The 19,656-nt window shown below is 73.8% G+C and carries 17 protein-coding genes; 9 read left to right on the forward strand and 8 right to left on the reverse strand.

Annotated elements, in window-relative coordinates:
* Positions 1-6: 6 nt before the first annotated feature.
* On the reverse strand, positions 7-2,070 hold the full coding sequence (locus ACIBTV_RS28215; RefSeq protein WP_396709698.1) for a DUF1800 family protein: 2,064 nt from the start codon (positions 2,068-2,070) through the stop codon (positions 7-9).
* 512 nt (positions 2,071-2,582) lie between these two features.
* On the opposite strand from ACIBTV_RS28215, the gene ACIBTV_RS28220 reads away from it, so the two are divergent.
* A complete protein-coding gene (locus ACIBTV_RS28220) occupies positions 2,583-2,840 on the forward strand; it encodes a DUF3040 domain-containing protein (RefSeq protein WP_091596260.1) in 258 nt (85 codons plus the stop codon).
* 159 nt (positions 2,841-2,999) lie between these two features.
* Here ACIBTV_RS28220 and ACIBTV_RS28225 read toward each other — a convergent pair whose 3' ends face one another.
* From ACIBTV_RS28225 to ACIBTV_RS28235, 3 genes are read right to left on the reverse strand one after another with little or no spacing between them, the layout of a single operon-like run.
* A complete protein-coding gene (locus tag ACIBTV_RS28225; protein ID WP_396709700.1) occupies positions 3,000-3,926 on the reverse strand; it encodes an SWIM zinc finger family protein in 927 nt (308 codons plus the stop codon).
* Positions 3,923-7,087 (reverse strand): SNF2-related protein, encoded by a 3,165-nt coding sequence (locus ACIBTV_RS28230; protein WP_396709702.1) that lies wholly within the window; start codon positions 7,085-7,087, stop codon positions 3,923-3,925. Before ACIBTV_RS28230 ends, ACIBTV_RS28225 begins: the two co-directional genes overlap by 4 nt.
* A 58-nt stretch (positions 7,088-7,145) precedes the next feature.
* Positions 7,146-7,667, reverse strand: coding sequence for a DinB family protein (locus ACIBTV_RS28235; RefSeq protein WP_396709704.1), 522 nt, complete (start codon positions 7,665-7,667; stop codon positions 7,146-7,148).
* Positions 7,668-7,748: 81 nt separating this feature from the next.
* On the opposite strand from ACIBTV_RS28235, the gene ACIBTV_RS28240 reads away from it, so the two are divergent.
* A complete protein-coding gene (locus tag ACIBTV_RS28240; protein WP_396709705.1) occupies positions 7,749-7,955 on the forward strand; it encodes a hypothetical protein in 207 nt (68 codons plus the stop codon).
* A gap of 102 nt (positions 7,956-8,057) precedes the next feature.
* Here the strand turns inward: ACIBTV_RS28240 and ACIBTV_RS28245 are convergent, their stop codons facing one another.
* Positions 8,058-9,200, reverse strand: coding sequence for a polysaccharide pyruvyl transferase family protein (locus ACIBTV_RS28245; RefSeq protein ID WP_396709706.1), 1,143 nt, complete (start codon positions 9,198-9,200; stop codon positions 8,058-8,060).
* Between the two features lie 77 nt (positions 9,201-9,277).
* Entirely contained in the window at positions 9,278-9,772 is a 495-nt protein-coding gene (locus tag ACIBTV_RS28250; RefSeq protein WP_396709708.1) for a GNAT family N-acetyltransferase, read from the reverse strand.
* A gap of 124 nt (positions 9,773-9,896) precedes the next feature.
* Between ACIBTV_RS28250 and ACIBTV_RS28255 the strand changes: the two genes are divergently transcribed.
* The 6 genes from ACIBTV_RS28255 (at position 9,897) to ACIBTV_RS28280 (ending at position 16,829) form a co-directional block, all read left to right on the forward strand.
* On the forward strand, positions 9,897-10,832 hold the full coding sequence (locus tag ACIBTV_RS28255; RefSeq protein ID WP_396709710.1) for a phosphotransferase family protein: 936 nt from the start codon (positions 9,897-9,899) through the stop codon (positions 10,830-10,832).
* A gap of 94 nt (positions 10,833-10,926) precedes the next feature.
* Positions 10,927-11,667: an SDR family oxidoreductase gene (locus ACIBTV_RS28260; protein WP_396709712.1), complete on the forward strand. Its 741-nt coding sequence runs from the start codon at positions 10,927-10,929 to the stop codon at positions 11,665-11,667.
* Positions 11,668-11,759: 92 nt separating this feature from the next.
* Positions 11,760-12,263 carry a SigE family RNA polymerase sigma factor gene (locus tag ACIBTV_RS28265; protein ID WP_396709714.1) on the forward strand — a complete coding sequence of 168 codons (504 nt, stop codon included), beginning with the start codon at positions 11,760-11,762 and terminating at the stop codon, positions 12,261-12,263.
* The gene (locus tag ACIBTV_RS28270) at positions 12,260-13,657 is read left to right on the forward strand and encodes a TolB family protein (protein WP_396709716.1); all 1,398 of its coding nucleotides are present in this window, start codon (positions 12,260-12,262) and stop codon (positions 13,655-13,657) included. The genes ACIBTV_RS28265 and ACIBTV_RS28270 overlap by 4 nt, the downstream gene beginning before the upstream one ends.
* Before the next feature lie 80 nt (positions 13,658-13,737).
* On the forward strand, positions 13,738-15,654 hold the full coding sequence (locus ACIBTV_RS28275) for a transketolase (protein WP_396709717.1): 1,917 nt from the start codon (positions 13,738-13,740) through the stop codon (positions 15,652-15,654).
* Between the two features lie 461 nt (positions 15,655-16,115).
* Positions 16,116-16,829, forward strand: coding sequence for a hypothetical protein (locus ACIBTV_RS28280; protein WP_396709719.1), 714 nt, complete (start codon positions 16,116-16,118; stop codon positions 16,827-16,829).
* A gap of 258 nt (positions 16,830-17,087) precedes the next feature.
* Here ACIBTV_RS28280 and ACIBTV_RS28285 read toward each other — a convergent pair whose 3' ends face one another.
* Positions 17,088-17,966 (reverse strand): FG-GAP repeat domain-containing protein, encoded by an 879-nt coding sequence (locus ACIBTV_RS28285; RefSeq protein ID WP_396709721.1) that lies wholly within the window; start codon positions 17,964-17,966, stop codon positions 17,088-17,090.
* A 173-nt stretch (positions 17,967-18,139) separates the two neighbouring features.
* Entirely contained in the window at positions 18,140-18,589 is a 450-nt protein-coding gene (locus ACIBTV_RS28290) for an iron chaperone (protein WP_396709722.1), read from the reverse strand.
* 213 nt (positions 18,590-18,802) lie between these two features.
* Here ACIBTV_RS28290 and ACIBTV_RS28295 point away from each other — a divergent pair, with 213 nt between their 5' ends.
* Entirely contained in the window at positions 18,803-19,276 is a 474-nt protein-coding gene (locus tag ACIBTV_RS28295) for a hypothetical protein (RefSeq protein WP_396709724.1), read from the forward strand.
* Positions 19,277-19,656 lie beyond the last annotated feature (380 nt).

The following is a 19,656-nucleotide window of genomic DNA, read 5'->3' on the forward strand; positions in this document are numbered from 1 at the left end:
GGTGCCTCACCGGAGGTGGTGCTGGGGGGATGCGAGGATCGCCCGCGCGACGGCGGTGATGGCCCCGTTGAACGTGGCGTCCACCTTGGCGGTGGCCGGCGCGTCGGCCACGCCGAGGATCAGCGCCTTCTCCCGAGCGCTCAGCTTCTGCTGCACGAGCCGCTGGGCGAGCGCGTCCACGTACGCCCCGGCGGTGGCCGGCGGCTTGGCGACCAGCTTCTCCGGCTTCGCGTACGTGAACTGGGTGCGGTTGCCGGCGACCAGCTCGCCCGCCTCGTTCCAGCCGTTGACCATCGCGCCGGCCGACGTCCAGGCGACGTACACGTCCGGGTAGCCGTCGGGGGTGGGCTGGCCCATCGGGAACTGGCCCAGCTCGCGCAGCTTGTCGTGGATCTGCCGCAGCCCACGGGCGAACGGCGTCCGCTTGTTGTCGCCGTTGTCGTGCTTCGGTGACGCCTCCGGCGAGACGCCCAGGGTCCGGTACGTCGCCACCAGGTACTCCATGGGGCGGCGGACCTTCTGCCCGACGGCGGCCCAGAACTCCGAGGAGCTGAAGAGCGTCATCAGCACCGGGCGGATCATGCCCTTGTTCGCGGTGTAGGTCTTGGCCAATCGCTCCACCAGGGACTTCGGCGGGGTGTCCGAGACGAACCGGGTCGCGAGGCTCTGCGCCACGTACCGGGCGGTCGACGGGTGCAGCGCGATGTAGGTGATGTACGCGTCGATCGCCGCGTCGGCCTTCTTCGGGTCCTGCGAGTTGTTGGCGTGGGTGAACCCGAGGATCTTCACCTTGCCGACGTAGTGCCGGTCGGCGCGGAAGACGTACTTCCCGTCGTTGACGCCGCGCCCGGTCTGCAGCAGGGCGGCCTGGCGGACGTCCTTCTCGGTGTAGCCGCCGTCGACGCCGACCGAGTACAGCTCCAGGTTCTCCCGGGCCAGGTTCTCGTTGACCGCGTCGGCGCGCGAGTCGTTCTGGTTGAGGTACAGCAGCAGCGCCGGGTGCTTGTTCGCCGCGACCAGCATCTGCGGGTAGCTGCCCAGCGCGTGGGCCCGGATGACGTCGACGTCGAACGAGTTGCGGTAGACCTCGCCGCCGTCGAAGTCCGCGGCGACGTGCAGGAAGTCGTTCCAGAAGTCGACCATCACCTCGAAGAGCTGCCGCTTGGACCAGATCTGCCGGGCGAGCGTGGCGTCGACCATCTCCCGCTCGGGCTGCGCGCCCCGCTCGTTGAGCTGGTCCCGCTGGTCCCGCAGCTGCTGCACGGAGAGCTTGAGGCTGGGCAGCTCGGCGAGCTTCAGCTCGGCCCGGCTCGGCGCGATCTTCTCGGGCTCCAGCTGCGCCCGGATCCAGGCGTCGATGCCCATTCGCCTGATGTCGGCGACCACCTCGGGCGTCGGGCCGAAGGTGGCGCGCCGGGCCAGGTGCAGCACCGGGTCCTTGGCGAGGACGGTCTTCACCGTCACCTTGGTCTCGGCGGCCGCCGCGGCCGGGCCGGAGAAGGAACGGCCACCCGAGGGCGTGTTCTTCTTCAGCGCCTCGCCGGCCCGGGAGCCCATGTAGCTCTCGTTCTGCTCGGTGTAGGTGCGTACGGTGCTCGGCTGCTGACCGCTCGGGCGCGCGGCGGTGCCGTCGGTGACCGTGGTGCCGGTGGCGTCGCCGGCTGTGGCGTCGCCGAAGAGCCCGCGTACCTGCGGGGTCATCGCCAGGGCGGCGCCGCCGGCGACGACGGCGGCGGTGCCGCCGAGCGTCACGAGGGCCCGCCGGCGGCCGACGGGGCGGCCCGGCTCGTCGTCACCGTCCAGCTGGGGCAGTCCGGAGTCGACGGGGGCGGGTCGGTCGAGGCCGTCGGGGCCCACCCACTGCGGGCCGCGCGCCGCCGGGCCCGGGTGTCCCGGGTAGGCCCGGGGGTCGGTCTGCGCCGGGTATCCACCCTGCGGCGACTCGGGCGAGACGTACCCGTACGGGGTGGACGGGGTCCGGTCGTGGTACCCGCCGGGGGTGGGGTGCGGACGCCCGTCCCAGCCGCGGTCGTCCCGCGGTCGGCGTGGCGGCACGTTCTGGTCGGCCATGTACCCATTCCGATTTCTGCTGGAGCGCCGGCACGCTGCGGCCGGGCAGGGGCGGCAGTGACGGCGGCTGATGCCTGAGGGGGTTGCCCCGGGAACGTAACCAAGGGGTGTGGTGCCGACAAGACGCGTCGAACCGCCCCGGAAGGGCACTTAAGACGGCCCTCAGCGCGCGGCGCGAGGTCCAGCCGGACGGGCATCCGGTTACGGTCGCCCGGAGCAGGACGTACGCGCGCGGGGACGACGACGATGTGACGTTTTCGCCGCTCGCGACGCCGCCGGCCCCGTTCCCGGGCACAGGCAAACTTAAGGCCCGGATAAGCCGGCGCTGAGACGTCTCCCGGGGGGCCCGCGGGGTCCCCGAGGGGCCCCACCCGGGGTACGCCCCGAATCCCCCGCCCGTCGCCCGCGTCGGCGGCGGCGGAGCGGGAAAAGGACCAGCGGCGGTCGGCGTGAGCCGCCGTCGCAGCGGGTAAGCCGCCGAACCGCTGAACGCGTGAGGGGAAGGCACCGCCATGCTCAGCAAAGAGGATCAGCGCAGGTTCGAACAGATCACCCGTCAGCTCCGGGAGAGCGACCCGGCGTTCTTCGCCCGGTTGGACAACCGGGCGAAGGGCCGGCGCGGCCGCTACCTGATGCTGTTGACCATCCTGCTGTGGGCCTCACTGCCGGCGATGACCGTGCTCGCGGGACGGCTGGCCGGCGCGATCTGTGCCGTCGTACTGGTGGCCAACGCGGTACTCATGTGGCGTTTCCGCCGCCGCTGGCTATGAACGCCGTGACCGCGGGCCGCCCGCGGCCCGACCCCTGGGGACTGACCGCGGGCCGCCCGCGGCGCGGCCGACGAGCCGGATCAACGAGCCGCACGGCCCGACCGACGACCGTGGCGACCTGGTGAGCCGGGAGCACGCGACCGGTCCGGACGGACGGCCTCAGCGGCCGAACGCCCGGTACGCCCGGCGCAGCCGTTCCACCAGGCCGGGCCCGCCGATGGCGGGAGCCGGCGGGCCGAGCTGCCGCAGCAGCAGGTCCGGACCGGTGGCCAGGCTCGGCGGCCGGTCCGGCAGCGGCACCGGTGGCAGCCAGAACCGGTCGGCGGCGTCGGCGAGCGATGCCGGCGGCAGCCCGGCCAGCGCCCGGGCGGCACCGCCGGGTGGCGTGGCCACGGCGTCCGGGTCGTCCGAGCCGTCCCCACCGTCCAGATCGGATGGTGCTGGTAGGGCGACGCCGGTGGCCTCGGCCCGCAGGGCGCGGAGCCGGTCGAGCAGGTCGGCCCGATCACGTCCACGCCAGTGGAGCAGCTCGAACGGGTCGGCGTCGAACGCCTCGGCCAGCAGGTAGAACGTGGCCGCGAGGTGTTTGCACGGCACGGCGAAGTCGGGGCAGCTGCACCGCTGGGTCAGCTCGTCGACGCCGGCCGGGAAGAGCGGTGTGCCCGCGCCGGCGAACAGGTCCTCCAGCTCGGCCGGGAGGTCACCGGCGAGCAGTCGGGCGCTGAAGAACGCCTGTGCCGCCAGCTCCGCCTCGATCCGCTGCCAGGTGGCGGCCGGGAAGGCGGTCAGTCCGATGTGGACGTCGTACGGTCTCGGTCGGGAGCCCTGCACCACCGCGGTCACCGCGCCGGGGGCGATGGTGAGGCTGAGCACCTGGCCGGCCCGCGCGTACGAGCGGCCCCGGGTGAGCCGGGTGCCGAGCGCGAACGACTCCAGCACCTCCAGGAAGCGCCGCGACCACCAGGACCGGCCGATGGCGCCCCGGGTGCTGCGCGCCCGCAGCCCGCCGTCGACGCGGCGGGGCCGCCCGTAGTCGGCGAAACGTCCGCTCGTCGTCGTGCTCACGTCACCGCTGCCCTCGGTCACTCGACCACCGCCCCGGACTCCAGCGCGAACAGCTCGCGCAGCTGGGCGGTGGACAACTCGGTCACCCACTGCTCGCCGGTGCCCACCACGCTCGCGGCGAGGCTGCGCTTGTCGGCGATCAGCGCGGCGACCTTCTCCTCCACCGTGCCGGCGCAGACGAACTTGCGGACCTGCACCCGCCGGCGCTGGCCGATCCGGAACGCCCGGTCGGTGGCCTGGTCCTCGACCGCCGGGTTCCACCACCGGTCGACGTGCACGACGTGGTTGGCCGCGGTCAGGGTCAGCCCGGTGCCGCCGGCCTTGAGCGACAGCACGAAGATCGGCGGGCCGTCCGAGGACTGGAACCGGGTCACCAGGGCGTCCCGGTCGGCCTTGCCGACGCCGCCGTGCAGGAAGAGCACCTCCCGCCCGAACCGCGCGGAGAGGTGACCGCGCAGCATCGCGCCGAACTCGGCGTACTGGCTGAAGAGCAGCGCCTTCTCCCCCGCCGCGAGCACCTCCTCCAGGATCTCCTCCAGTCGGGCCAGCTTGCCCGAGCGACCGTCCAATGCGGACCCGTCGCGCAGCAGCTGCGCGGGGTGGTTGCAGACCTGCTTCAGCCGGGTCATGGTGGCCAGCACCAGCCCTCGCCGCTCGATGCCGTCGCTCGACTCGATCTTGGCGAGCATGTCGTCGACGACCGCCCGGTAGAGCGACGCCTGCTCCGCGGTGAGGTTGCAGACGACCTCCATCTCCAGCTTCTCGGGCAGGTCGGAGATGATCGACGAGTCGGTCTTGAGCCGGCGCAGCACGAACGGGCCGGTGATCCGGCGCAGCCGCTCGGCGACCTCGGCGTCGCCGTGCCGCTCGATCGGCTCGGCGAAGCGCTTCTTGAACGTCGCCGCCGGCCCGAGCAGCCCCGGATTGGCGAACTGCATGATCGACCAGAGGTCGGCGAGGCGGTTCTCCACCGGCGTACCGGTCACCGCCACGCGCTGCCGGGCCGGCAGCGCCCGGACCGCCTCGGCCTGCCGCGTGGACGCGTTCTTGATGGCCTGCGCCTCGTCGACGACCACGCGGTGCCAGTCGATGCCGGCCAGCGCGACCGCGTCCCGGGCCGCCACCGAGTAGGTGGTGAGGACCAGGTCCGCGTCGTGCACGGCCGCGGTGAACGCCGCCCCCCGCGCCCGCTCGGCGCCGTGATGCACGTGTACGCGCAACCCCGGCGTGAACCGGGCCGCCTCCCGCTGCCAGTTGCCGACCAGCGACATCGGACACACCAGCAGGGTCGGACCGGCCTGCGGCGGGTCACCGGCGAGCAACGCGAGCAGCTGCACCGTCTTGCCCAGCCCCATGTCGTCGGCGAGCACCCCGCCGAGGCCGAGCGACTGGAGGAACGCCAGCCACGCCAGCCCCCGCCGCTGGTACGGACGCAGCGTGCCGTGGAACCCCGGCGGCGGGTCCAGCGGGGTGAGCCGCCGCTCCACCGCACCGGCGAGCAGGTCACCGAGCGCGCCGTCGGCGCTCACCTCCAGCACCGGCAGCGCGGCGTCGTCGTCGGCGGCGGTGAGCCCGAGCCGCAGCAGGTCGGCGACGGTCAGCTCCCCGGCCGAGCGGAGCAGCCGCAGCCCGGCGGCGAGCCGCTTCGGGTCCAGCTCGACCCAGCGGCCCCGCAGCCGCACCAGTGGAGTCTTCAGTGCGGCCAGCTCCGCCAACTCGTCGGCGGAGAGCGGCTGATCGCCGAGCGCCACCTCCCAGCGGTAGTCCACCAGCGCGTCCAGGCCGACGCCGCCGCCGCTGACCGCCACCGTGCCGGGCGCGGTCCGGCTGCGCGCCCGCAGCCGGGCGCCGAGCCGGGAGGAGGGACGCTGCCACCACGACGGCAGCAGCACGCCGAAGCCGGCGGCGTGCAGCACCGGCGCGCCCTCGCGGAGGAACCGGTGCGCGCCCTCGACGTCCAGGGCCAAAGCCTCGGGCGCGGCGGTGCGCAGCGCCGGGTCGAGGTCGGGCCAGAGCCGGCTGGCCCGGCCCAGCTCGGCGAGGAGGGTCTCCTGCGGGCTGGCCGCGCGTCCGGCGAGGGCGGCGACCGCCACCGGGTCGCGCCACACCTGCCCGGCGTCGACGTGCAGGCTCGGCTCGTCGGCCGCCTGGAGGCCGAACTCCAGCCGCCACCGCCCGGCCTCGGCCCCCGCTCCGGCGGGCGCCGAGTCGACCGGAACCAGCCCGGCCGCGGACGACCCGGCCGGCGCCGGATCGGGCACGGTCACCACGACCGGCTCGGTGATCTCGTCGGCGGCCGGTTCGACCAGCCGGAAGCTGGCGCGGACGGCGCCGCCGGCCGCGTCGCGCTGCCAGGCGTCCAGTTCGGTGCGGAGGGTGGCCAGGGCCACCGGGTCGGCGGTGAAGTCGGGTCGCGGCCCGGTGAGCGCGGCGAGCCACGCGGGCACCGCGCCGCCCGGGCGCACGCCCCGGGCCAGCGCGGTCCGCTCCAGGGCGGTCCGGGCCGCCGCGTCGGTGAGCGCGTCCAGCGCGTCCGCGACCAGGTCGCCGGCCGAGGCCTCGGGGTCGGCGGCCCGCGCGGCCGGCGGCAGGGCGAGGGCGAGGGACCGGGCCCAGCCGGCGTCCGTGCCGGTGAGCAGCGGCCGCCACACGGCACGGACCGGCACCCCGCCGCCGTCGGCCGGACCGGCCGCTGACGCACCCTGTGGGGGCGGGTCGGTGACGCCGGGCAGGACGCGGCCACGGGTCACCAGGTCGACCGCGAAGTCGGCCAGCTCGGCGAGGTGGCGCAGGGCCGCGCCGGGCACCGCCGGCAGGTCGTCCAGGGCGCGCAGCAGCGCCAGGGCGGCGTCCGGGGCGTACCGCAGGACGGGCACCCGCCACCCGGCGAGGGTGACCCGGCCGCGGGCCGGCGGTGCGACGTCGGTCCGGATCAGCTCCGGTGAGTCGAGCGGCGCGCCGCCGCGGGTCGGCAGGGTGAGCTGCGCGGAACCCAGCCCGGTCGGCTCCGCGGCCTCGGCGAGCACGGCGGCGAGGGCGGGATGGCCGGCGGCGAAGGGGTGCGGACGCTCGCGCGGCGCCCGGCCCGGCCGGCGCGGCACCTCGGCCGGCAGGGTGCTGTCCTCGGCCCAGACGGCGAGATCCCCGTCGCCGGGCAGCCACAACCCGTGGACGACCAGCACGCGCTCCCCCTCCCGACGCCCGGGCCAAGGATAGGCGGGCGGGGCCGGCCGTCCGCGCTCAGATCGCCCCGGTCTGCCCGTCGGTCAGCTCGCGCAGGATGTCTGCGTGGCCCGCGTGCCGAGCGGTCTCCTCGATCAGGTGCGTGAGGATCCACCGCAGGGAGACCTCGCCGAGCTGTGGGTGCGGCACCACGTGGTCGAGCGCGAAGCGGCCGGCGACCGTGCGGGAGCGCTCGCAGGCCCGCTCGTACGCGGCCGCGACACCGTCGACGGTGTCGTCCTCGGTGACGGTGAAGCTGGCCAGCGCGTCCTCCTCCGCGGTCAGGTAGACGTCGTCCGGGCCGGGCGCGAGCAGGGACGGGAACCAGTTGCCCTCGACCATGGTGAGGTGCTTCACCAGGCCCATCAGGGTGGTCGCCGACGGCACCAGCCGGCGGGTCGCGTCGGCGTCGGAGAGCCCGTGCAGCTTGCGCAGCACCACGGCACGGTGGAAGTCGAGGAAGGATTCGAGGACGGCTCGTTCGTCGCCGGTACGCGCCCGCACGGGGCCGAGCGTGGGGTCGATCGTCATCTCCGCCATGACGGCACGTTAGCCAGCCGTCGCGGTACGCGCTGCCCCGCTATCGCTGCGCGTCCCGTCCGTTGCAGGGAGGATGGGCGCATGGCCTCAACGGTAGAGATCCCTCTGGTGGGTGGCGTGGCCGACGGTCAGACCGTGACCGTCGAGCTCGACAGCAACGGACGGCCGCCGCTGACCCACCATCACCTCGGCCCGCAGGGGCTGGTCGAGGCGCAGATATACGAGTTGGAGTCCGTCGCGGACGGGGCCTCCGACTGGCGCTACTGCTGGCGCGGCCCGGCCGTCTGAGCGGCCCGGGCCGGCGCCGCACCCGGCGCGGCCGGCTACCCACGCGGCCCGGGCGGCTCTGCGCCGGCCCCCGCGCCGCATGCGGGCCGGCGCGGGCGGCGGTCAGGCGCGGGTGAGCCGGCGGGACCGGATGCTCTCCAGCACCGCGCGGGTGACCTGGGAGGTGCCCCGGGCCTGGTCGCAGACCTCGGCGACCCGGCGGGCGGTGGCCGCGGCGCGCTGCTCCCGCTCGTCCCACAGCCGGTCGACCTCCGCGAGCAGCGGGCCCTCCACCTCCCGCTCGACACCGCGCAGGGCCGGCACGCCGAGCCGCTGAGCCAGGTCGAAGACCTTTCCCGCGTACGGGAGCGGCAGGAACGGCGTGTTCACCATCGCGGCGAAGATCAGGAAGTGCAGCCGCATGCCGACGGCCAGGTCGAAGTGGCGCATCAGGCCGAGCACCTGCTGGGGCGAGTAGTTGCCGTGCAGGATGCGCCCCCGCTCGGCGGCGATCATGTGGGACAGCACCCCGTGCGAGTGCCGGATGTCGTCGCGCTCCATCGGCACGAACAGCACGTACGCGTCGATCCGGTGCACCAGGAAGTCGCCGATCTGGGCCAGCAGCCGGTGGTAGCCGTCCACGTCCAGCCGTTCCGCGGCCCGGCCCGGCTCCCGGACGCTCATCCCGACGAGGCGCTTGCCGGCCGGCACGCCCTCCTCGCGCAGCAGGTCGGCCGGGAACTCCGCCGCCTCCAGCAGGAACGCCGGGTCGGCGGTCACGGTGATCGGGTTGACCAGCCCGGCCTCCTCCAGCACCATCCGGGACTCCTGGTCACGAACGGTCAACTGGGTGGCCCCGCCCAGGGTCTCCCGGACCATGCCGGTGTCGACCCCGTCGCTGAGCGGCCCGACGCCCACCGCGTACGTGATCAGGGGCAGGCCGCGCTCCTGCGCGACCCGGACGACCCGCAGGTAGCGGCGGGCCTCCCGGTCGTACAGGATTCCGCCACCGCCCAGGATCAGCAGGTCCAACTGGGCGAGCACCAGGGCGGAGTCGGTCCGGCTCACCCCTTCCCAGGGCACCGCCTCCACGTCCGGGTGGGCCACCCGGGTGTGCGCGGGGTTCCGGGAGAAGACGATGATCCGGGCGTTCGGCTCCTGCTGGCGCAGGTCGGTCAGCAGCCCGGTGAGGATCGCCTCGTCGCCGAGGTTCCGACCGCCGTACGAGCCCAGCACACCGATCGTCAGTCCGGCGCCATGCGTCATCCGTCGCTCCCTCCCAGGTGCGTCGGGACGCGTTTTCCCGCTGCCGGGAGGAACAGTCCTCGCAGGTCAGCCGACGGTCACGGGGCGGGCGGGGCGAGCGGCTTGGCCATCTGCTGTGCGGTGACCCGGAAACCGAGGCTCTCGTAGAGGCCGATGGCGACGGTGTTGGTCCCGAAGACGTTCAGGCCGAGTTCGGTCACCCCGCGCGCGGCGAGTTCCGCCTCGATGAGCTGGATCATCCGCCGCGCGTGCCCGCGTCCCCGGTGCGCCGGGTCCACCTCGATGTTGTGGATCCAGGCCCGGCCGGAGCCGGCCGGGGCCTCACCCGCGCCGGGCAGCGTGACCCAGATCCAGCCGACCTCGACGTCGTCGACACGGGCGATCCGCAGCAGCACCCCGTCGGTGGCGGCGCCGGCCGGCAGCAACGTGGCGATCTGGCTGGCTGCCAACTCCCGGGCCGCGTCGGGCGTGAGGCCGCGGTGGCGGGCCACCTCCTCGGCGTACGACTCCTCCAGCGGCCCCAGCAGTCGCGCCAGCTCGTCCGCCGTCATCGGGTCGAGTGCCAGTCCCATCCCCGTACCGCCCTCTCCGCGTCGCTGACCCGTCCCCGGTGATCAAGAGGTCTGCGTCAGCTCCGAGGCTATCCCCGACGTAAACCTCTTGATCACCGGCACGGGGGGCGCGCACGGTAATGGGGTGACGGAGCTGACCAAGTGCCGGATCGGCTGGGCCGAGCTGCCCGCGCGGGTCCGGGCGGCGGTGCAGGAGATCCTCGGCGACCTGGTGGTCGAGGCGGTGTCCCAGCCGGGTGGTTACTCCCCCGGCTCGGCCGACCGGGTCCGCACCGCCTCGGGGCGGCGGGCGTTCGTGAAGGCGGTCAGCCCGGCGCAGAACCCGGACAGCCCCCGGCTGCACCGCGCCGAGGCGCTCATCGCCGCCGCCCTGCCGGAGGCGGCGCCGACGCCCCGGCTGCTCGGCTGCCACGACGACGGGGACTGGGTGGCGCTGGTCTTCACCGACGTGGACGGCCGGCACCCGGCCACCCCGTGGCTCACCGACGAGCTGACCACCGTGCTGTCCACGCTGGAGGCGATGGCGGCGCTGCTCACCCCGAACCCGGTGCCGCACGCGCCGACCGCCGCCGAACGGCTCGCGCACGACTTCGCGGGCTGGCACCGCATCGCCGCCGACCCGCCCGCCCGGCTGGACCCGTGGGTCCGCGACCACCTCGACGCGCTGCGCGCCGCCGCCGACCACGGGCTCGACGAGCTGGCCGGCGACACGCTCTGCCACGTCGACCTCCGGGCCGACAACCTCCTGGTCGACGCCGCGGGCGGGGTGCACGTGGTGGACTGGCCGTGGGCCTGCCGGGGCCCGGCCTGGCTGGACACCGCGCTGCTGCTGGTCAACGTGCGCCTGCACGGCGGCCACGACACCGAGGCCCTGCTGCGCGCGTTGCCGCTCACCGCCGGCGTCGATCCGGCCGTGCTCACCGGCGTGTACGCCGGCCTGGCCGGCTACTTCGCGGACGCGGCCCGGCGGCCGGCCCCGGCCAACATCCCCACCGTCCGGGCGTTCCAGCAGGCCCAGGCCGACGCCCTGCTCCCCTGGCTGGCCAACCGCCTCCGATGACCCGGCCGGCGGGAATCGGACCTGGCGCTCGGTGGGTAACGCGGGGTCCGATCGCCGCCAGACCGGGGCCGTGCCGGGCCTCCATGATCGTCGCATGACGACACTTATCGGCAAGGTCGCCCTGGTCACCGGTGGCGCCCGGGGCATCGGGGCGGGCATCGCGCTGCGCCTCGCGCAGGACGGCGCCGACGTGGCGCTGACCTACCGACAGAGCGCGGACCAGGCCGCCACCGTGGTGCGGCGCGTCGAGGCGCTGGGCCGACGGGCTCTCGCGATCCGGGCGGACAGCGCCGACCCGGCGGCCGTCCAGGAGGCCGTCGACCGGACGGCCGCAGAGCTGGGCCGGCTGGACATCCTGGTGAACAATGCCGGCGTGTTCCTGGTCGGTGCCGTAGACCAGCTGGGCACGGACGAGCTGGAGCGGACGCTGGCGGTCAACGTCCGGGCCCCGTACGTGGCCGCGCGGGCGGCGGCCCGGCACCTGGGTGACGGCGGCCGGATCATCAGCATCGGCAGCAACGTCGGCGAGCGCGCGGTCTTCCCCGGGCTCTCGCTCTACTCGATGAGCAAGACGGCGCTGGCCGGGCTGACCCGCGGCCTGGCCCGGGAGCTGGGTCCGCGCGGCATCACGGTCAACCTGGTCAACCCGGGGCCGACGGACACCGACACGAACCCGGCCGACGGCCCGAACGCGGCAGCCATCGCCGGGTTCACCGCCCTCGGTCGCTACGCTCGCCCCGCCGACATCGCGGCGACCGTCGCGCACCTCGCCGCGCCGGACGCCGGCTACGTGACGGGCGCGGTGGTCAACGTGGACGGCGGCTTCACCAGCTGACGCAGCACCGGGCGCGGCAGGCGGTGTCCGGCCGCGCCCGGTCCTCAACCATCCGCGGGGTGGGTGGCGTCTGTAGTGGCGAGGAGGTGGGCATGCCCGAGACGTTCCACGACTTCGTGGTGCACCGCACGCCGGCCCTGTCCCGGACCGCCTACCTGCTCACCGGCGACCACCAGCTCGCCGAGGACCTGTTGCAGGCCGCCCTGGCCCGGACCTACCGGCACTGGCGGCGGATCCGTGGCGGTGACCCCGAGGCGTACGTCCGCCGGGTCATGTACCACCAGCAGGTCTCCTGGTGGCGGCGTCGCCGGGTCGCCGAGCGGCTGGAGGCCGAGCCCACCGACCGGGCCACCGCCGACGACAGCGACTCGACGGCCCTGCGGATGGCCCTGACCGCGGCCCTGCAACAGCTCACCCCACGGCAGCGGGCGGTGATCGTGCTGCGCTACTACGAGGACCTGACCGAGGCGCGGGTCGCCGAGGTGCTCGGCTGTTCGGTCGGCACGGTCAAACGGCACGGCCACGACGCCCTGCGCCGGCTGCGGCTGATCGCCCCCGACCTCGTCGACGGCACCCCGGAGAGGAGCCCGCGATGACCGCCCGGCTGCGCGAGGCGCTGCGCTCCACCGCCGCCGCCGCCCCCACCTACCCGGTGTACGAGCGCGCCCTGTCCACCGCCCGCCGGTCCCGCCGCCGTCGCACCGCCGCCGCGCTGGCGGCCCTGGTCCTCGTCGTGCTCGCCGGTGCCGCCCTGCCAGTGCCGCTCCGCCCCGACGCGACCCCGGCGGCGGGCGCGCCGGCGGCGCTGCCGGACCGGATCGGCCTGCCCCCGCTCGGCACCCTGCACGCCACCGACCGGCCCGCGTTCGGGCCCGCGTCGGTCATCTTCAGCGGCCAGGCCGGGCGGTTGCAGGGCTGGGACGAGGACGGCGGCATCGGGATCGTCGCCGCCGGCTCCGACGACTACCGGAAGATCTCGATGGGGTACGAGGCGCCGGTCGGCGAGAAGGTGGTCCTCTCCCCCGACGGCCGCTACGTGGCCCGGCCGTCCGGAAGCGCGGAACGTCCCCGGATCGACGTGATCGATCTGGTGACCCGACGCGTCCGACAGCTCGCACCGGCCGCGTCGGGCAGCGTCGACACGGTCCCCGCGGCCTGGTCACCGGACGGGACCCGCCTCGCGGTGCGGGACAGTGTGCCGACCGGCCCGGAGCGGGCCGACTACCGGCACGTGTTGTCCGTCGTCCCGCTCGACGGGAGAGCGCCGGTGCGGCTGGCCGAGTTGCCGAGCGGGCCCGTCGCCGGGTGGCCGGTCGCCTTCGCCCCGGACGGGAGCCGGCTCGCGTACCAGGTGGGCCGCAGTGTCACGGTGGCCGCCGCGGACGGTGGGGCGTCGACGTCCTTCCCGCTGCCGGACGAGTCGTGGCTGGCCGGCAAGGGCGCGTGGACCGCCGACGGCAGGCTCACGGTCGCGACCCGACGGGCGGGCACCACCACGTGGAGCCTGCGCCGGGTCGACCCGGGCACCGGCCGGGAGACGGGTGGGCCGACGCTGCCCGCCGTGGCCGGGGTGACCGCCATCCAGCTGCTCGGCTGGGCGCCGGGCGGGTCGGCGGTGGTGGTGGCCTACCGCCCCGAGCCGCTCGCGCCGACCCGGTTCGACGAGCCCCTCGACCTGGACCAGCGGGTGGCGTACGGGAACGTGCGCGCGGTGCGGGTGCTGGCGCTGGACCCGGGCGGCGCCGAGCCGCGCACCCTGATGACCGCCCCCGAGCAGGTGCTCGCCGTCGACGTGGCCGACCAGGTGATCGCCTCCGGGCGTACCCGGGACGCGCATCCGCCGGGCGGCGTCGGCGGACGGTTCTGGTACTGGACCGTCCTCACCACCCTGCTGGTGGCGGGCGTGGCGGTGTTCCGCGGCCGGGAGCGGCTGGCGCTGTGGCGCGACGACCGGCGGGTCCGGCGGGCACGCCGGGCCGGTGGTGGGTGACGGTCGGCGCCACGAACGCCTGATCGGCGGTGTCGGGGGTAAGCGCGGCGGCAGCAGCCGCGCCCGTCCCAGGAGGAATCGTGACCCTCACCGCACCGGCCGCGACGATCGGCCTCGACACCGTCGCCGACGTGGCGGCACAGCTCCGGGTGGATTCGGTGCGGTCCAGCACCAGTGCCGGGTCCGGGCATCCGACGTCCAGCATGTCGGCGGCCGACCTGTTCGCGGTGCTCGTCACGCGCCACCTGCGCTACGACTGGGACGACCCCGGGTCGGCGGCCAACGACCACCTGATCCTGTCGAAGGGGCACGCCTCGCCGCTGCTGTATTCGCTGTTCAAGGCCGTCGGCGTGATCTCCGACGACGAGCTGATGAACGGGTACCGCCGGTTCGGGCAGCGCCTGCAGGGTCACCCCACCCCCGCCCTGCCCTGGGTGGATGTCGCCACCGGCTCGCTGGGTCAGGGCCTGCCCGACGGTGTCGGGATCGCCCTCGCCGGCCGCTACCTGGACCGGCAGCCGTACCGCGTCTGGGTGTTGTGCGGCGACAGCGAGATGGCCGAGGGGTCGATCTGGGAGGCGCTGGACAAGGCGGCCTACTACCGGCTGTCCAACCTGACCGTGCTGGTCGACGTCAACCGGCTCGGCCAGCGCGGCCCGACCGACCTCGGCTGGGACGTCGACGCGTACGCCCGGCGGGCCGAGGCGTTCGGTGCCCGCGCCCTGGTCGTCGACGGACACGACCTGACCGCCGTGGACGAGGCCCTGACCGCCGCCGGGAACCCGCCGGACGACCGGCCCACGGTGATCCTCGCGCGCACCGTGAAGGGGCGCGGGTTCTCCGAGGTGGAGGACAGCAACGACTGGCACGGCAAGCCGTTCCCGCCGGACATGGCCGAGCGGGCGGTGCGCGAACTCGGTGGCGTCCGCAACCTCACGGTCCGCGGCCCACGACCGGTCGCCACCGGCACCGACGGCGCCAGCCCCACCGCGGACCCGTCGGCCCGCCCGGTCACCACCGAACCGACCGTGCCATCGACCCCGGCCCGCTACGACGTGGGCAAACCGGTGCCGACCCGCAAGGCGTACGGCGACGCGCTCGTCGCGCTGGGCGCCCGCAATCCGCGCGTCGTCGCGCTGGACGGCGAGGTGAGCAACTCGACGTACGCGGTCGAGTTCGCCCACGCCCACCCCGGGCGGTACTTCGAGATGTTCATCGCCGAGCAGCAGATGGTGGCCGCCGCCACCGGGCTGGCGGCGCGCGGCTACCGCCCGTTCGCGTCCACCTTCGCCGCGTTCCTGACCCGGGCGTACGACTTCATCCGGATGGGTGCCGTCTCCGGTGCCGATCTGTGCCTGGTCGGCTCGCACGCGGGCGTCGAGATCGGACCGGACGGCCCGTCGCAGATGGGTCTGGAGGACCTCGCGATGATGCGCGCGGTCCACGGCTCGACGGTGCTCTATCCGAGCGACGCCACCAGCACGGTCGCGCTCACCGAGGCGATGGCCGTGCTGCCCGGCATCAGCTACCTGCGCACCACGCGGGGCAAGTACCCGGTGCTGTACCCGGACGGCGAGGCGTTCCCGGTCGGCGGGTCCAAGGTGCTGAGCTCGTCCGACGAGGACGTGGTGACCCTCGTCGGCGCGGGCGTCACCCTGCACGCCTGCCTCGCCGCCGCCGACCTGCTCGCCGACGAGGGGATCCGCGCCCGCGTCATCGACTGCTACTCGGTCAAGCCCATCGACGACGCGACGCTCGCCGCCGCCGTGGCCGCGACCGGCGGCCGGATCGTGGTGGCGGAGGACCACCACCCGGAGGGCGGCCTCGGCTCGGCGGTGAAGGACAGCCTCGTCGCCGACGGCCGGGTGGCGCCGGCGATGGCTCACCTCGCCGTACGCGGGATGCCCGGCTCCGGCTCGGCCAAGGAGCTCCTCGCCTGGGCCGGCATCGACGCCGACCACATCGCCTCGGCCGCGCGCTCGCTCGTGACGGGCTGAACCGCGCCGCGCCGCCGGTGCCGAGCGCGGGACGCCGGCCGGCTTCGACGTGGTTCCGGCGGGTGCGATCGACCCGCCGCATCGGGCACCGGCACCGGCTGGCGGGACGAGGGCACGCGCTCAGCGCCCGTTTTGGTACTGTCACGCTCCCCTTGATCGAAAGAGGACACGGCATGACCGGCACCGGGGCGTCCCCTGGCACGGACCCCACATCGGACCCCGAGCCGACCCGGGACGCCGCGTCGACATCCACAACTCCTGATCCCGCCCCGGCTTCGGCTTCGGCTTCGGACCCGACCCCGACTCAGGCCCCGGCCCCGGACCCGGCTTCCGCGCTCCCGGCCGACGGCGGCTGGGCACCGCCGTCCGACCTGCCCGCGACGCCGCTCAACCAGCCACCACCGGCCGGCTGGCACACGCCGCCGTCAGCGCGGCGCAACCACACCGTCCTCATCGCCGCCGTGACCGCCTGCGTGGTGCTGGTGGCGGCCTGCTTCGGCCTGGCCGGCGGCCTCGTCCTGCTACGCAAGACGACGCACACCGCGTCCGGCCCGACCGCCGGGGCCCCGTCACCCAGGACCGACGGCGACCCGGACTTGGCCGACCGGCCGTCCGCCTCCCCGGCCGCCGACCCCGGGCCGAGCCTCAGCGCACAGCCGGTGCTGGGTCCGGAGGCCAGCGCGTACGGTCCCACCGAGGTCCAGGACCTCAACCGGATGTGCGACGACAACATCTACTACCCGCAGTCGCCGCAGCGCGCCGGCAAGGCGCCGCACCCGGTGGTGGTGCTCGTCGACGACGGCTCGGGCCTGCGTCACCAGGACAGCGGCTACTACTACCCGGAGGGCCTGTCCGACCGGGTGGAGCGGACCTGGGCGGCGCAGGAGCCCAGCAAGGTGCAGATGGTGGCGTGTCTGGACCGGGTCAGCGCCGGCACCACGATCCGCCAGTGTGCGTTCGACGATCCGAGGCCGGACAAGCTGCCACTGGTCCGGGCCGGCTGGCGCCTGCGCGTGTACGAGGTGGCGACCGGCCGCACACTGCTGGACAAGGCCATGCCCGGCGACGACCGCTCCTGCCCGTACGTCGTCATGCTCTTCGGCGAACGGAAGATCTACGCCAAGGTCAGCGACAAGGCCCTTCTCGCGGCCCTGCGCAAGCTCGTCACGACGTAGGCACGTCGGAGGCGGCCCGCAAGCTGCCCGACGAGGTGACCGCGTACTACATCGGTCTGCTCGCCGACCCGGAGTCGCTGCGTGGCAGCTCTCGCGACGTTGAGCACGTTCCTGGCACCGTACGGCGAACGCGAGACGGTGAGCCGCCGGTAGCACCCCGCGCGCCCGGACCAGCCCCGACCTGGCCGGCATCTGGAGCCGCCGGGTCAGGGCCGTCCGCTCCGTCGGCGGTGCCTCGGGAACGCCGGGACCGACCGGTTACTGGGCGGGGGTCAGGTTCTGGAAGCCACTCCCGATGGCCACGCCCGTCTTGAAGCCGCCGTTGCCGTCACCGGAGAAGCGGTAGAGGGAGCCGTTGCTGTAGTTGATGGCGAGCAGGTCTCCCACGCCGTCACCGGTGAAGTCGCCCATGCCGGCGATCTGGTAGTCACCCCAGCCGCAACCGAGCTGCTTGGCGCCGTAGAGCCCGCCGCTGCCGTCGCCGTACCAGCGGTAGAGGCACTTGTAGCCGGCGCTGAAGGGGTCGTCGTTGATGGCGACCACGTCGCCGTTGCCGTCCCGGTTCAGGTCGCCGGCGCCCGTCAGGTTGTGGCGGTAGGCGGTCCAGCCGCTGCACCCCACCGTTCCCGGGCTGTTGAAGCCGCCGTTGCCGTTGCCGTTGTAGCGCAGGAGGCAGCCGTCCGAGAGCCGGTAGGTGAGCAGGTCGCCATTTCCGTCGTTGTTCAGGTCGCCCGCGCCCGCCACGTCCGCGTAGAGGTTCCAACCGCAGCCCACCGTGCTCGGGCCGCCGAAGTCGCTGTTACCGGTGCCGTACCACCGGGTGAGGCAGTTGTTGCTGCTGTCGATGGCGACGAGATCGCCCACGCCGTCCCGGTTGAGATCGCCGGGGGTGGCCGTCATGCCGTGGTAACCCGACCCGTACTCGATCAGGAGGCGCTTGCCGCTGACGACGTCACCCGAACCGTTACCGGCGTAGAGGTAGATGTATCCGCTCGCGTTCTCCGCGACGAAGTCGCTGATCCCGTCGCGGTTGAAGTCGTTGCGCTTGTCGGAGATCGCGGCCTGCGCCGGACCACCGGTCATCACCATCATCAGGGCCGCCGTCGCGACGGCCACCGTCTTCCACGTCCTACGCATCCGGGTACTCCTCCGACCGCATTTCCTCGTGGGACACGAGCAGGGGCTGCTGAGCACCGGACGCTATCAGGATCTTCCCTGTATCGATGTCCTGTCGACACGGGCGGACGGTCGAACCGGTGAAGCCGCCGGGAGTGGACCCGGGCCGGAGGGCCACTCCCTGGCGTCGACTCTCAGGCGACGGCGGTCTCCATCAGCTCCGTGATCTTCTTCTCGACCTCCGGGCTCCACGTCGTGAGCGCGTACGACACGGGCCACAGCTCCCCGTCGTCGAGGCGGGCCGCGTCCTGGAACTCCAGGGTCGAGTAGCGGGAGTTGAACTTGCCCGAGTTCTTGAAGGCAACGACGATCTTGCCGTCCGCGTTCGCGTACGCGGGCATGCCGTACCAGGTCTTCGGCGACAGCTGCGGAGCGGCGGCGGTCACCGTCAGGTGCACGCGCTCGGCGAGGACGCGATCCTCCGGCGTCATCTTCGCGATGCTGTCGAGGAGCGCCTGAAGATCGTCCGCCTTCTTGGCGCCCTTCTTGCCCTCGGCGCGCAGCTCGGCGGCGCGGGCCTTCATCGCGGCGCGCTCCTCGGCGCTGAAACCGTCGGACGCGGTGGTGGGGTTCTTCGTGGCCATGTCTGGGCTGCCTTTCGTGCTCTGTTCCGGTGCGCGCCGGGATCGGTGAGAGCAACGCTAGGCCCCACGGCGCCCCTGTGCTTCTCGATTCCTGACCTGATGGGTGCCGCTCGGCCGCCGGCTTCACGACTTCCTGAATGTCGGGTGATCGCCCGACGCGAACACCCCGACTTCCAGGAACCGGAGTCGATCACGTGACCACATAATCGCGACGTGCTCACCTACGTCCGTTGGTACCACCCCGACGAGGATCGCTGGAGCTACGACGAGCTGGACGCCGACGGATGGGCGGTACGACACGTCGAGATGCGCGGGGCGGATGGGGCGATCCTGGCAGCGGCGTCACTCGCGGAGGTCTTGGCAGCGCGAGACTCCGGCGACACAAGGGCGTTGAGGCGTTACGAGAGACGGTACGGATTCGTGCCAGAGGCACCGCTCCCCCAGCCCGGCAGTGACGTCGAGCCGCCGGTGGAGGAGATCTCGGCCGAGGAGTTCGAGAAGCTCTGGCGGATCGCGCGCCGGGATCTCGTCGGACGCCTCAAGGAGTACGGCCGCAGCTCTCGATCTCGCAACGGGATGGATCCCAACGATCGCCAGTACGGCCGCAAACTTGGAACCCAGATCAAGCGGATGCGTCCTGAGGACCTCGACCGCCTGATGCGGGACGACGAAGACAACGACCAGTAGCCATCGACTGTCAGCTCGGGAATCGCGTTGATCTGCACCGCGGGTAGCGGTACCACCTGGCAGGCGAGCACGCCGCGTCCAGCTGTGCCGCAGCCAGAGCCCAGTTGGTCACTCAGCGGCGGCGCAGCCTTGCCACCAGCAACCAGCCCGCCAGCCCCCACCCGAGCGCCATCAGTGCCGGCACGGCCAGATTGCGTACTGCCGCAAGAGGTATCCCCTCACCGTAGACGGGAGTTGCCCCCTGGTCCTGGACACTTGAGCCTTGGATCGTGATGGTCCGGGGAAATCAGGAGTCCCTGACAGATGGTGATGAAGCACTACCCCGCCGAGTTCAAGGCCGACGCGGTCGCGTTGTACCGGTCCCGGCCGGGGGCGACGAT

Source organism: Micromonospora sp. NPDC049366 (assembly GCF_044466625.1).
Taxonomy (GTDB): domain Bacteria; phylum Actinomycetota; class Actinomycetes; order Mycobacteriales; family Micromonosporaceae; genus Micromonospora.